Here is a 14203-nt window from a genome sequence, read left to right on the forward strand (position 1 = left end):
TTAGTATGTCCAAAAAGTATTAGAAACAAGATTTCAATTAAAATAAATTTCTCTACATATGAAAATAATCATCAGAAGCGCCAAAATTATCGATTCAAAAAGTCCGTTTCATAACCAGACCGTTGATCTTTTAATTGCAGATGGTATTATAGAAAAAATAGGAACTTCGATTCTTGATATCGAGGATACAACCGAAGTTAAATTTGATAATTTACATCTTTCACAAGGCTGGTTCGACAGCAGTGTTTCACTTGGTGAACCGGGTTATGAAGACAGGGAAACAATTGCAAACGGATTAAATGTTGCTGCAAAAAGTGGTTTTACATCAATTGCTTTACAACCCAATTCCTTTCCTGTTATCGACAATCAATCGCAGGTAAATTTTGTAAAGAATAAAGCGACTGGTTTTGCTACACAACTCTTTCCTATTGGTGCTTTAACCAAAGCGGGGGAAGGAAAAGATATGGCAGAATTATTTGATATGAAAAAATCCGGAGCTGTTGCTTTTGGGGATTATAATAAAAGTATCGACAACGCCAACCTATTAAAAATAGCGCTGCAATATGTACAGGATTTTGATGGATTGGTTATTACCTATTCGCAAGATCCAAATATTAAAGGAAACGGAGTTGCCAATGAAGGAATTGTTTCGACTAAATTAGGTTTGAAAGGAATCCCGAATCTGGCTGAAGAATTACAAATATCAAGAAATTTATTTTTGCTGGAATATACAGGTGGAAAACTTCATATTCCGACCATTTCTACCGCAAAATCAGTTGAATTAATAAGAGAAGCAAAAGCAAAAGGTCTACAAGTAACTGCCAGCGTTTCTGTGCATCACTTGGTTTTAACAGATGAAAAATTAGAAGGGTTTGATACCCGTTTTAAAGTTACGCCGCCACTAAGAACTGAAGCTGACAGACAAGCTTTATTAAACGGCGTTAAAGACGGAACAATAGACATGATTACTTCAGATCATAACCCAATTGATATTGAATTCAAGAAAATGGAATTTGATACTGCAAAAAACGGAACTATTGGTCTTGAAAGTGCTTTTGGAGCTTTATTAACGGTTTTACCTCTTGAAACTATAATTGAAAAATTAACTTTAGGAAAAGCTGTTTTTGGAATTGAAAGCAATTCAATTGCCGAGGGTTCTAAAGCGAACTTTACTTTCTTTACTCCTGAAGGAAAATCGACTTTTGCAAAAAGTAATATTCTCTCAAAATCTAAAAATTCTGCTTTTTTGGGAACCGAAATTAAAGGTTCTGTCTACGGAATTTTGAATCAAAATCAACTTGTTACATCTAAATAATTAAAATGAATAATTCAATCGAAGAGGGAAAATCAATCGCTATTACCAGTTATATCTTAATTATTGGTGTTTTGATCGCGATGTCTATGAACTCTGAAAATAAAAATAGTTTTGCCTCTTTTCATATTCGTCAGGCTTTGGGATTATCGCTTGCTTTTATTTCCTTTGGAGCAATCATCAGCAATTTTGACAGTTTTATGATCACTTTCCCCATGTGGATTTGTATTTCTATCTTATGGACTTACGGAATTTTTAGCGCCATTCAGGGACAGACAAGGCCAATTCCGTTAGTTGGGAATTTATTTCAAAAATGGTTTAAATCTATAGGATAAGAAAATTATAAAAATTCAAATTCCAAAAAAGTAAATCAGTTGAAATCCGCGTTTTCACTTTAGCGAATCTATTTTATCGGCGTATAAATTTTAGACACCGATGACGCGGATTTGCAAGCAAAAACGCGGATAAAAACAGATTTTATATAATCTCAATAAGCTTTGTCAAAGTTTAAAACTTTGACAAAGCTGAAAATTCACAATTCACAACTTACAATTCACAATTATAAAAATGAATCTATCTCTAGAATATAAAATACAAGAACCAAAAGTTATCTTAGATAAAAATCCCGTTTTACTTTTATTACACGGATATGGCAGCAATGAAGCCGATTTATTTTCGTTTGCTACAGAACTTCCTGATAATTATTACATTATTTCGGCTCGCGCGCCTTATGATTTGCAATATGGCGCATATGCGTGGTACGCGATAAATTTTGATGCAGATCAAAATAAATTCTCAGATAATGAGCAGGCAAAAACGTCACGTGATTTAATCGCTAAATTCGTTGATGAATTGATTGCCAATTATCCTATTGATGCCAATAATGTTACTTTAGTTGGTTTTAGCCAGGGTTCTATTTTAAGTTATTCCGTAGCACTTTCTTATCCTGAAAAAATTCAGAGAGTTGTAGCCATGAGCGGTTATTTCAACGACGAAATCATTAAAGAAGGTTACGAGAAAAACAACTTCAAAAACTTAAAAATATTTGCTTCTCACGGAACTGTAGATCAGGTAATCCCTATCGATTGGGCTAGAAAAACGCCGGCGATCCTGGAAAATTTAAATATTCCGGTTACTTATAAGGAATATCCTGTTGGACACGGTGTAGCTCCGCAAAATTTCTTTGATTTCAAGAATTGGCTTGCTGAGTAGTATTAGCTATAAAAAAGAAAGAAAAAACTTATAAATAATGTCAATTTTTTAGATCTAATATTGTAATTTAGTATAATATACCAAACTGGTTATTATAAATAAAAATACTTAAATACCCAAAAGTTTCCTTTTATAGAAACTTTTGGGTATTTTTGTAATATCAATAAATGATGAAAAAACTTTTCGACATAATATTCTTAGAAGAAGCTTTTAACTTTCTAAAGATATTAGATTCAAAACATTCAGAAAAAATAATTTATAATATTAGAAAATCACAAACTAAGAATGATTCTCAACTTTTTAAAAAACTAAATGACGAAGTATGGGAATTTAGAACTTTATACAAAGGAAATCAATACAGATTATTAGCATTTTGGGATAAAAGAAATTCACAAAATACTCTGGTCGTATCAACTCATGGTTTTATTAAAAAACAAAGTAAAGTTTCAGATAAAGAAATAGATAGGGCTACAAAAATTAGATTAAATTATTTTGAGGATAAAGATTAAATCAAAATTATAAATAAATGAAAAAATATACATTAGACGAAGTAACTGATGAAATTGTTGGTAAAATAGGAACTTCCAATAGAGATAGATTTGAATATGATCTACAAATGGACTTGATTGGAAGCGCAATTAAAGAGACACGAAAAGAACGTCATTTAACTCAAGAAGAGCTAGGAAAACTTGTAGGCGTCCAAAAAGCGCAAATTTCAAAACTTGAAAATAACGTGGGAAATATATCTCTAGAAACGCTTATTAAAATTTTTACAGCTTTAAAAGCAAGAGTTAAATTTCAAATCGAATTAACAGACCTAAACATCAGCTTAGACAAATAAACTTTAATAAGCAATTTTCATTCATTTTTAAACTATAACAATGAGTAAATTCCCAGCTATACTAACTGACGAAAAAATTAAGGATAGCAATAAAGACTTTAGAAATGCATTATTTTCTTTAGAGAAAAAATTTATTGATAAGGATAATTATGCTCATTTAACAAGGATTTATTCTGCCACGAAACAACTTGACATTAGAAACAAGATACTGAGACTTTTATATGATTTTGCTTTTCCTGAATTAAAAGATTTCTTTGATAGTGCATATAAGAAAGAACGCTATCTGGATATGAAAATCTATGCGTTGCGCGGACTTTCTCAGTTTATTAGTGAGAAGGAAATCGAAAAATTATTGATAAAATTTAATCTGACATTGCTAAAAAGACAAGAAACAACACCATATAATTATCAGGAATATGAACTTTTAAGAGGACAAAATTCTTTGCCTTATTTAGTTCAAAAATACCATTACAATTGTTTCAAAGGAACACTAAATCAGGTAAACGAGCAATATAACGCAATGCCTGACGCCTTTAAAGGACATTTTACAATAGATGAGAATGGTGAAGGAGTATCATTAAGAAGCCCCGAAGAAAGCTCAAAAATGATCAAGGATTTCTTTAATAAGCAATAAAAAAAGTCGCAGTTTTCAACTCCATAAGTGAGACTGAAAACTGCGACTGTATACTATAACCTTTTATTGTCCTGTATAATAATTTTACCGTTCTTTTTTAATACATAACCTTTCCAGGGAATCAATTGATAATCACCTTTGGTCCAGGAATCTCCTTCGGATTTTCTTTCTAACAGTATCGGCTCTTTTTGAGTATCAAGAAAAAGTTCGGCTTTATTTCCGTCAAAAATTACGTAAGCTACCGTAGAATATGTTTTTCCGTCCTCGGCATGGGATAACTTTGTCCCTATTTCAAAAAGACGTACACATTCTTTTTTAAGGCTTGACCAGGTATAACCTGCAGAACCTTTGCAACCGTGAGTATCTGAATCTCCACCTACTATTACAGCGGGTTTTGATTCTTGTTGTTTTGGGGTTTTATTTTCTTCTGAAACTTTTTTAGCGCAAGAAAACGAAACACCAATAATGAGCGAAAGTAAAAATATCTTTTTCATATATCCTATTAATTTAGATTGTAAAAAAACAGGATTATACTTCCTTATTTTTGATACAACCAGGTTTGAATTACTTCAAAAGTAATACTTTCATCATCAGCAACAAAGTATTTTAACAAGACTTCTCCCCATAATTCTCCATTACTATAATCTGCAATGATCCATCTGTGGTTTAAAATCTTAGCTTTATTGATTATAAATTTGTTTGGACCTATCTTATCTTGCCCCGTGTAAGGATTCCCATTTGGGTTAGCGTTTAGGTCTAGTAACTTTTCAGTTACAACCGGAATTAGTTTTTCGTATAAAATTACTTTTCCTCCGCTTGCACTGTTATCAAAATAATTTTGCGCATTCTCATTATGTTCTAAAGAGAAATAATCTGATTCGGCTAATTTAGATGTTACTGTATTAATACTGTCTCTTAGCTTCTTAGTTGTTTTATCATATCTTTCTTGCTCAAATTTTACTTCTCTGCTATAAAACATATAAGTAAAAACATTCATAAGTATCGCAAGGATAAAAAGATAAAGCATTAAGGATTTTTTCATTTTGTGGTATAATTAAATTGTAATTTCTAAGTTATCATAAGCCAGAAAAACATTTTCAGGCAGTTGTTTTTGTACTTCTTCATGAAAGCCCAAAACGTGGCTTATATGAGTTAAATAAGCGACTTCAGGTTTTACTAAATTTATAAAATCCAGTGCTTCCTGTAAATTAAAGTGTGTATCGTGCGGTTCAACACGCAAAGCATTCACTACTAAAACTTTAAGGTTTTTTAATTTTTCGATTTCGACTTCATCAATGGTCTTAACATCGGTTAGATAAGCAAAATCATCTATACGATAACCAAAAACCTGCAAATCGCCATGCATCACATTTACCGGAATTGCGGTTTTATCACCAACGGGAAAGGATTCGTTATTGACAACCTCAATGGTTTTTACGCTTGGAGCGCCCGGATATTTGTTTACGGTTTCGAAAACATAATCAAAACGGCGTTTTAAATTGTCAATAACACGTTGATGTGCATAAACGGGTATTTCGCCCTGCCTGAAATTAAACGGTCGTATGTCGTCTAAACCGGCAGTATGATCTGCATGTTCGTGTGTAAATAAAATGGCATCGAGATGTGTGCAGCCACAAGAAAGCATTTGCTGCCTGAAATCAGGACCGCAATCGATAACATAAGAATGCTCGCCCCATGTAATCCAGATGGATACGCGGAGCCTTTTGTCCTTAGCATCAGTGCTTTTACAAACAGGATGATCGACTCCGATTATCGGAATGCCTTGAGAAGTACCAGTACCTAAAAAATAGACCTTCAATTGAACTTAATTTTTTTACAAAAATAGGATTATTTCTCTTTCATTAGAAGCCTAATTTGCTAACTTTGTAACAAATCTATTTAAAATAAAATGGGTACAGAAATAAAACTCAAAGGTGACAAGGTCATCGAACAGATTCCTTCCATAAAAGACAAAGCGTTACGCATTAATTTAAACGAGAATATTTACGGAACATTTGCTGAAATTGGTGCTGGACAAGAAACAGTTAGGCATTTTTTCAGGTCCGGAGGTTCATCGGGAACAATTGCAAAAGCAATGTCTGCCTATGACAAAGATTTCAGTGACGCCGTTTATGGAATTGAAAGAGATGGCCGCTACGTAACCGAAGAGCGATTGAAAAAAATGCTTACTCTTGAAGGACAGATTATCGAAGAGCGCCTAAGCAGAGAAAAACATCCTACAAAACTTTTTTTTAGTTACGCCAATACTGTTGCTACAATAGATTTTGCCAAACAATTTAAAGGGCATGGCTGGGTTGGAATCCGATACCAAATTGAACCTGATGAAGCTTATAACGAAATTATTCTGCACATTCGTTTTAAGGAAACTGATGCCCGACTACAACAAGAAACACTTGGAATTTTAGGTGTAAACTTAATTTACGGTGCTTTTTACAAATACAACGATCCAAAACGATTACTTCGTTACTTATACGACCACTTAGATAAAGATCAGCTCGAAATTGATACCATCAACTTCTCAGGACCTCGTTTTGCGGATGTCGATAATCGATTGATGAGTTTGCAATTGGTTAAAAACGGAATGACTGATGCCGTAATGTTTAATCCTGAAGGGAAAAACGTTTTACCGGCAGCTATTTTATACAAAAAGAACCTTCTTGCTTTTAGAGGAAGTTTTCGCCCGGTTACGAATGTAAACCTTGATATGTACGAGAAATCCCTAAAGATGTTTCTCGAAGAAAATAAGGTTGAAAAAGATAACACATTAGTAGTTTTTGAAATCACACTTTCAAATTTGAGGTCTGATGGTGAAATCGATGAACGTGATTTTATGGACAGAGCAGAGTTACTTTGTTCATTAGGTCAAACTGTAATGATTTCTAATTTCCAGGAATATTATAAAGTAGTTGAATATTTTGCTAACTATACCAAAGCAAGAATGGGATTAGCAATGGGTGTAAACAACTTAGTAGACATTTTTGATGAGAAATATTACCGCCATTTAAGTGGTGGAATACTTGAAGCTTTCGGAAAATTATTCTACCGTGACATGAAGGTATTCTTATATCCTATGTTAGGTGATAATGGAGAGATTATCACTTCTGAAAACTTAAAAGTACATCCTAGAATGAAAGAACTATATAAATTCTTTAAATTCAACGGAAAAGTAGTTGATATTGTAGATTACAATCCTGATATATTAAATGTATTCTCACGTGAAGTTCTTAAAATGATTAGTCAGGGAAAAACCGGTTGGGAACCAATGCTTCCGTCAGGAGTTGCTGAAATTATAAAAGAGCATCACCTTTTTGGATATCATCCTCAGAAGGAACTCGAACAAAATGCATAAAAAAAATCCCCGGAAAGAACGTTTTTCTTTTTGGGGATTTTTTTTTAGTTTTCAGTCTCAGTTGCAGTTTTCAGTTACTCTTGCCGCAATCTTTTTATTTCGATGAAGAAGACTAAACAGACTAAGAAAATCACTTGCAAATTGGCGATTGCCTTTGTAGAGTTTCTAGTGTGATTTCTCATTCTTCGAAATAACAAAATACTACATATAGCTGAAACAAAATAAACCTGAAATCAATATCATTTCAAAATCTGTGCTGCGTGTTCTTTGGTTTTTACCTGCGAGATAACCTCATCAATAATTCCGTTTTCGTCTATTACAAAAGTTGTTCTATGGATTCCGTCGTATTCTTTTCCCATGAATTTCTTAGGTCCCCAAACACCAAATGCGTTGATTACAGATTTATCTTCATCGGCTAATAAAGGAAAAGGAAATTCATACTTGTCTTTAAATTTTGCCTGCGCTTTCTGACTGTCGGCGCTTACGCCCAATAATTCGTAATTATTAGCTTTAAAACGCTCAAAATTATCTCTTAAATCACATGCTTCGGCGGTACAACCTGGTGTGCTCGCTTTTGGGTAAAAGAAAACTACTAATTTTTTTCCGGCGTAATCTGCCAGTTTGTGCGTTTTTCCGTCCTGATCTGTTCCTGAAAAATTTGGTGCTTTATCTCCCGCTTTTAGTGTTGTCATATATTTAGATTTTTATAGATTATTGGACTTCTTAGATTATTGGATTTCTTAGATTATTGGACTTTTGGATTGTTGGATTGTTGGATTGTTGGATTTTTATATGTTTTAAATTATAACTTAAAAACAATCACCCCATATAATTAACCTTTTACAATTTACAATTCATCATTTACAATTCACAATTAAAATAGTGCTATTTTTACGGGATTAAAAATACGGAAATGAATAAAGAAGCTCGCGTACAATTTGTTATAAATACGTTAAAAGAACTCTACCCTACTATACCTGTACCATTAGATCACAAAGATCCTTATACCTTATTAATCGCAGTTTTACTTTCGGCACAATGTACAGATGTGCGTGTGAACCAGATTACGCCATTACTTTTTGCTAAGGCTGATAATCCGTATGATATGATTAAAATGTCTGTAGAAGAAATTAAAGAAATTATTAGGCCTTGTGGTTTATCGCCTATGAAATCGAAAGGTATTCATGGTTTGTCGCATATTTTGATTGACAAATATGACGGGAAAGTACCGCAAAGTTTTGAAGCTCTCGAATCTTTGCCGGCTGTTGGTCATAAAACCGCAAGCGTAGTAATGTCACAAGCTTTTGGTGTTCCTGCTTTTCCGGTTGATACGCATATTCACAGACTTATGTTAAGATGGAATCTTTCGAACGGAAAAAATGTAGTACAGACAGAAAAAGATGCTAAAAGGCTTTTTCCAAGAGAATTATGGAATGATTTGCACTTGCAGATCATTTGGTACGGGCGTGAATATTCTCCAGCAAGAGGCTGGGATTTAGAAAAGGATATTATTACCAGAACTATTGGTAAAAAATCATTGATAGAAGAAGCTACTAAAAAGAAAGTTTAGTAGCTTCTGAGTTTTTTTACATGCTGCTTTTTAGCGAATTATATTCGTTTGTCATATTGAGCGATCTGTATATTCCTAAAAGTGATTTCATTGCACTTTCATTTTTTGGTTCAATGGTTAGTGCTTTTTTAAGATATGGAATTGCGCTTTTTATAACTTCGTCTTTTTTAGCATCCAGAATATCATATTCCTGCATTTCTTTTGTACTGTTTCCTAATGCAGCCATTTGATCTACGATTTGCTTTTTCTCTTGTATTTTTACATAGACAAGATTGATATAGCAGTCCATACATTTTTCATTGGTCTGCAATCCCTCTTCATAATATTTCTCTGCATTACAAAAATCATTACGCTCTAAATAGGAATATCCTAGTGAAGTTAAAATTTCTTCTTTTTTCGAAGGCGGAAATATATTTCTTGGCTTTTCATAAAGACCTTCTCTAACACTTAGTTCTCTTGCACTCATCGAAGTAAAAGCTTCTTCTTCTTTCGTTTTTTTGTTTGTAGCATAAAAAATCATCCCTTTTCCGGAATAATTTATTTTTTTAAGCTCTTCGAAATATTTGATTGAAGCATTATAATCTTTAGCTGTCAAAGATGATGTGGCAGCGTTGTATAAGTTTAATGTATCCTTTTTATCAAACAGGTATACTTCGTAACTTTTATCTGCACTTTCTTTAAATTTTCCTTCTTTGTAATCTTTATAAGCTCCATCTACAAGTTTGGATTTCATTTCTTTTAGAGCTGAACTTGCCTTGAAAGCATATTTATAATTTCGGGATTCATTTTCGTACAAAAGAACATCCTGAAAGGCGCTTGAAGCTATAGTAAAGTTCGCTGCAGCATCTATATTTTTGGTTGCCAGTTCTTTGTGGACATTTCCTTTTGTAAAAAAATAATCGGTTTTTACCTCATCAGGAGCATTTATAATGAGATATTCTATTTTTTTTAAAATAGCTGCTGCTTCCTGAAGTTTGCCTTTAGAATAGTTGGCCTGGGCTTCTTTAAGTTCTTCCTTTTGAGCAAATGCGCTAACATTTACCAAAATCAAGAAGATTAAAATTTTAAGGTTTTTCATTTTGGTTACGTTTTGGTTGTTAAAATAAATCTTATGGTTATTTCTATGAGCTGGATTTATCGTGAAGATTCAAGGTAATTTTACTTAGACCATTTTTAACGAAATCGCTCTGGTATTTTTTATTCTTAAGAACATTACAACAAACAAAACACAGTTGGGTAATTTTTCTCCATAAATCATCTGGTTATTGGATTAAACATTATTTTTAATTACTTATTGAAAGGTTTTTAATACATAAATCTCCTTATTTAATGAAATTCATTGAACAAATAATTAGTTTTTAACCAAAATAGAACTAATTATTGAATAAATAAACAAAAAGAGATTAAAATATAAAATTTTAACAGGATGAGTATAAAAATTACTACTAAAAACTTGATTTTCGTTGATAAAAATAATTTAATAATTACAAATTTTAAAAAGGCTGGAAAAATATTTGAGATTATTGCATAAAAAAACTCACTAGTTGTATTTGCATACAAATAGTGAGCTTTTTAAACCAAAACGACCATTTGGTTTTCTTTCGAAATAAACATCCGACAAATAATAGTGGGCTGTTTAATTAGCTATAATTTCAAAACTTTTATCTTCAATTTTCACCACTGTTAATGCTTGTGAATAATTAAGTAAAAAAGAAACAACTTCTTTTTTAGGTTTTAAATCTTTAGAAGCTAATGCTTTTTTAGAGTAAATTTTCGCCATACTATCAAAATGTTTTATAATAGTATAACGGGCTAATCTTCAAAATAGTATTAGTTGGTTAAAATAATTTGATGTTTATCAATTATTTTTCTTAAATTCATTAAAGCATAGCGCATTCTGCCTAATGCGGTATTGATACTTACACCTGTAAGTTCAGAAATTTCTTTAAAACTCATATCCTGATACATACGCATTACTAAAACTTCTTTTTGATCATCAGGAAGTTCTTCGATTATTTTTTTTAAATCGACTTCTACCTGATCAAAAATCATTTTATTTTCTATGGTTAAGGAATCATCAGACATGACAGAAAAAATCGAAAACTCCTCGGTTTCTCTGTACATTGGCATTTTTTTGGTTTTGCGAAAGTGATCCACAATTAAGTTATGTGAAATACGCATTACCCAAGGCAAAAATTTACCTTCTTCGTTATATGAATTACTTTTAAGTGTTTTGATTACTTTAATAAAAGTATCTTGAAAAATATCGTTAGAAATATCTCTATCAGCAATCTTAGAATATATAAATCCATATATCTTAGACTCGTGTCTCTTTATTAATGTTGAAAGTGCACCTTCGTTGCCTTCAACATAATTTCTCACTAATAGAGCGTCTGGAATATGCAGATCAGCCATAATACTACTTTTTTTAGTTCTGTTTTAAAATTGGAGTAATTTTATTAAAAAAGTAGTTTTATTGTATAGGCGTATCTTTATGAGTTATGTTAATAATGTGACCAAATTTAACAAATAATTCTTTTAAAAAGCAAATAAAAAGAACAATAATTAACAATAAATTGTTAATTATTGCAGAAGAAACTTAATTTTAGTCTGCAATCGCATTAAAAAAGGGCGAAATAAGCATTGATTTTAACAAAAAAAATCAGATATAAACAACTCATTACTAAACAATTAATCGATCTATATCTGATTTAAATATATTTTTTTTACGGTATTATTTTTTATTGGTAAACACGTACATAATCGACATAAAACTTTTGAGGAAGTACTTTATCATCGACCTCAGGGCCTCCAAAATTTCCCCCTATGGCCAAATTTAGGATAATATAGAAAGGTTTATCAAAGGGCCAGGTGTCTTCATTTTTAACTTCGGGATTGAATGTATAAACCAACGTTTTGTCTACAAAAAAATCCATCTTTTCTTTCGTCCATTCAATTGCAAAAACATGATATCCTTCTTCAATATCAGGAAATGCGGTTCTTTTTGTATTAATTGTATTTCCGTGACTGTCTTGTGTGTGCAAAGTGGTATAAACCATATGTGGATCTCTCCCAATGTATTCCAGAATATCAATTTCGCCTGTTTTAGGCCATTTTACTTCATCAATATTGGCTCCTAACATCCAGAATGCAGGCCATAAACCATGTCCAACAGGCAATTTTGCCCTTGCTTCTATTCGTCCGTATTTAAATTCTTTTTTACCTTTAGTAGTGATTTTTGTAGAAGTATATTTATTTCCTTCTTTTCTGGCTTCAATAGTTAAATTACCGTCTTTAATTTCATGGTTTGTTTTAGTGTAAATCTGCCTTTCGTTATTTCCATAACCGCATAAATCTGGACAACCATCTCCAAGCTCAAAATTCCAGGCTTTTTCATTGATCTCTTTTTTATTGAAATCTTCTTCCCATACAAGTTTCCGTTTTATTTCCTGTGCATAACAAAAACCGGAAATCATTATAAGTACAATTATTTTTTTCATTGTCTCTTTTTAAAATTACAAAAAAACAAGAAGGCCAGCCTTGACTGACCTTCTCATTCATTTTTACTAATTAATTTATAATCTATTGATATACCCTTACGTAATCAATCTCCATCGAAGACTGGGTAAACGCAGGATCAATATTACCGCCAAGGTTACCTCCCATTGCCACATTTAAAATCAGGAAAAAGTCGCTGTTAAAAGGTAAAGAGCCCTCATTAGGAACTGAGTGAATTAACTGGTCATCTACAAAAGTTTGTACGGATGCCGGACTCCAAACTGTTTTATAAACATGAAATTCTGTTGAAACGTTTGGTATTGTCTTAGAACCTGAAACACCGTTTCCGCCTGAATGGCCTGGATAATGCAGTGTGCTCAAAATAACATTTTGATTGTTTCCTACATGTTCCATAATATCTATTTCGCCACATGCCGGCCAGGGTTTAGTAGCATAATTTTGTCCAAGCATCCAGATTGCCGGCCATGTTCCGGCACCGATAGGAAGTTTAGCTTTAATCTCGATTTTACCATAGGTAAAGCTAAATTTGCCATCTGTTTTTAATCGGGACGAAGAATAATCTGCTCCTCCGGAGGCTTCTTTTTTAGCTGTTATTTTTAGACTTCCGCCTTGTACGATTACATTTGTTGCTGAGTTGGTATAATTTTGTTTTTCATTATTACCCCAGCCGTTATCGCCTTTACCTAAATCATAATTCCATTTTGCAGCATCAGGAGCTCCATCTGTATTAAACTCATCTGACCAAACTAGTTTTTTATAATCTGCCGCAGGAGCCTGAGTAGGTTTTACAGTCGTAAATATGTGATACCATGCTAATGCAGGATTACCGCCCATAACGGCTCTAACAACCATTCTGTTTGCCGTAATAGAGAGTATTTCATATGAACTCTGACCTATATAATAGCCCATAAATCCATTATCAGAAAAATTCATTGTGGTACCTCTGCTTTGTGTCGCATGATCCGGATTGGCCATTACAACAGATTCTGAAGGGCTTAGTAATACCGTTTTTTTACTTCCTGTATTATAAGTTAAGCACGCATCATCCGGAGAACTTCCTCCCGCAACGCTTGCAAAAGCAGCATTAAAGAATGTTGCTCCACCATTATCTAATTCATATTTTAATTGTCCTGCTTCAAGTGAAAAAGTCAGCACATTATCATACAAACAGCTGCTTGCCGGTGATGCAGCTTTCTCAAAAGCACCAGCTGAATAGTAATTTGAAAAATAATTTTTAGTAGCATCGCCGTCATTCTGACCAACACCAAGATGTCCTGGTTCAGAAGCTGACCAATACCATTTTTTAGAGGATCCGCCTGTTAAGAGATTAACTGCTTCATCATCACTAAAATTACTTAATACCGTAACATCAACAGTAGTATTTGTAGCGACACCACCTCTTCCTGAAGCAATTACTGTTACGGTATAGGTATTTAAACCCGTTTTGGTAAAACGTTTTGTAAAAACCCCGCTTGGAGAATTTTCCGTAGTACCGTCGCTAAAGGCGTATTTATACGAAATTGCATTATCACCTGTTGCGGTAAGCTTTACCATTCCTGATCCGTCTCCGTTAGGTGCAGCTGTAGTTTTCCCGATGATTTCAGCGGTAACTTTTATGTTTGTCGGGGCTGATAAATCTCCAAAGGAATGATCATCATTTTGACAGCTTATTGCCAGTAAAAGTGCAAAAAGCAGTATGAAATATTTATTATATTTTTTCATTTTGTTCTTTTTTATAAAATGTA

At 32.8% G+C, this 14203-nt stretch carries 17 protein-coding genes; 8 read left to right on the plus strand and 9 right to left on the minus strand.

The annotated features are described in order from the left end of the window. Positions 1–58: 58 nt before the first annotated feature. From RC62_RS20750 to RC62_RS23050, 6 genes are all read left to right on the plus strand, one after another. On the plus strand, positions 59–1315 hold the full coding sequence (locus tag RC62_RS20750; RefSeq protein WP_055098244.1) for a dihydroorotase: 1257 nt from the start codon (positions 59–61) through the stop codon (positions 1313–1315). A 5-nt stretch (positions 1316–1320) separates the two neighbouring features. Next, positions 1321–1647, plus strand: coding sequence for a hypothetical protein (locus RC62_RS20755; RefSeq protein ID WP_055098245.1), 327 nt, complete (start codon positions 1321–1323; stop codon positions 1645–1647). A gap of 232 nt (positions 1648–1879) precedes the next feature. Next, positions 1880–2524: an alpha/beta hydrolase gene (locus tag RC62_RS20760; protein ID WP_055098246.1), complete on the plus strand. Its 645-nt coding sequence runs from the start codon at positions 1880–1882 to the stop codon at positions 2522–2524. 167 nt (positions 2525–2691) lie between these two features. Then, entirely contained in the window at positions 2692–3033 is a 342-nt protein-coding gene (locus RC62_RS20765) for a type II toxin-antitoxin system RelE/ParE family toxin (protein ID WP_410501013.1), read from the plus strand. A gap of 17 nt (positions 3034–3050) precedes the next feature. Continuing rightward, positions 3051–3365: a helix-turn-helix domain-containing protein gene (locus tag RC62_RS20770; protein WP_055098247.1), complete on the plus strand. Its 315-nt coding sequence runs from the start codon at positions 3051–3053 to the stop codon at positions 3363–3365. Positions 3366–3405: 40 nt separating this feature from the next. Then, positions 3406–3999, plus strand: coding sequence for a hypothetical protein (locus RC62_RS23050; RefSeq protein WP_209435111.1), 594 nt, complete (start codon positions 3406–3408; stop codon positions 3997–3999). 53 nt (positions 4000–4052) lie between these two features. On the opposite strand, the gene RC62_RS20780 is transcribed toward RC62_RS23050, so the two are convergent. Genes RC62_RS20780 through RC62_RS20790 form a run of 3 tightly spaced genes read right to left on the minus strand, consistent with a single transcriptional unit; the run spans position 4053 to position 5818 of the window. Next, the gene (locus RC62_RS20780; protein ID WP_055098248.1) at positions 4053–4493 is read right to left on the minus strand and encodes a hypothetical protein; all 441 of its coding nucleotides are present in this window, start codon (positions 4491–4493) and stop codon (positions 4053–4055) included. Between the two features lie 44 nt (positions 4494–4537). Further along, a complete protein-coding gene (locus RC62_RS20785) occupies positions 4538–5041 on the minus strand; it encodes a hypothetical protein (protein WP_055098250.1) in 504 nt (167 codons plus the stop codon). 12 nt (positions 5042–5053) lie between these two features. Next, positions 5054–5818, minus strand: a complete 765-nt coding sequence (locus tag RC62_RS20790) for an MBL fold metallo-hydrolase (protein WP_055098252.1) — start codon at positions 5816–5818, stop codon at positions 5054–5056. 90 nt (positions 5819–5908) lie between these two features. Here RC62_RS20790 and RC62_RS20795 point away from each other — a divergent pair, with 90 nt between their 5' ends. Then, positions 5909–7369: a TonB-dependent receptor gene (locus tag RC62_RS20795; protein ID WP_055098253.1), complete on the plus strand. Its 1461-nt coding sequence runs from the start codon at positions 5909–5911 to the stop codon at positions 7367–7369. A gap of 239 nt (positions 7370–7608) precedes the next feature. Here the strand turns inward: RC62_RS20795 and bcp are convergent, their stop codons facing one another. Further along, complete coding sequence (gene bcp, locus RC62_RS20800; protein ID WP_055098254.1) at positions 7609–8061, minus strand: thioredoxin-dependent thiol peroxidase; 453 nt, start codon at positions 8059–8061, stop codon at positions 7609–7611. A gap of 221 nt (positions 8062–8282) precedes the next feature. Between bcp and RC62_RS20805 the strand changes: the two genes are divergently transcribed. After that, positions 8283–8939: an endonuclease III domain-containing protein gene (locus tag RC62_RS20805; RefSeq protein WP_055098256.1), complete on the plus strand. Its 657-nt coding sequence runs from the start codon at positions 8283–8285 to the stop codon at positions 8937–8939. 16 nt (positions 8940–8955) lie between these two features. Here the strand turns inward: RC62_RS20805 and RC62_RS20810 are convergent, their stop codons facing one another. From RC62_RS20810 to RC62_RS20825, 5 genes are all read right to left on the minus strand, one after another. After that, entirely contained in the window at positions 8956–10017 is a 1062-nt protein-coding gene (locus RC62_RS20810) for a hypothetical protein (RefSeq protein WP_055098258.1), read from the minus strand. Between the two features lie 558 nt (positions 10018–10575). After that, on the minus strand, positions 10576–10719 hold the full coding sequence (locus RC62_RS23020) for a hypothetical protein (protein ID WP_165689754.1): 144 nt from the start codon (positions 10717–10719) through the stop codon (positions 10576–10578). 50 nt (positions 10720–10769) lie between these two features. Further along, positions 10770–11354 (minus strand): RNA polymerase sigma factor, encoded by a 585-nt coding sequence (locus RC62_RS20815; protein WP_055098260.1) that lies wholly within the window; start codon positions 11352–11354, stop codon positions 10770–10772. 326 nt (positions 11355–11680) lie between these two features. Further along, positions 11681–12439: a family 16 glycosylhydrolase gene (locus RC62_RS20820; RefSeq protein WP_055098261.1), complete on the minus strand. Its 759-nt coding sequence runs from the start codon at positions 12437–12439 to the stop codon at positions 11681–11683. An 82-nt stretch (positions 12440–12521) separates the two neighbouring features. After that, positions 12522–14180, minus strand: a complete 1659-nt coding sequence (locus tag RC62_RS20825; protein WP_055098262.1) for a family 16 glycosylhydrolase — start codon at positions 14178–14180, stop codon at positions 12522–12524. Between the last annotated feature and the right edge of the window lie 23 nt (positions 14181–14203).

The sequence above is a fragment of the Flavobacterium aquidurense genome (assembly GCF_001404985.1).
Classification (GTDB): Bacteria; Bacteroidota; Bacteroidia; order Flavobacteriales; family Flavobacteriaceae; genus Flavobacterium; species Flavobacterium aquidurense_B.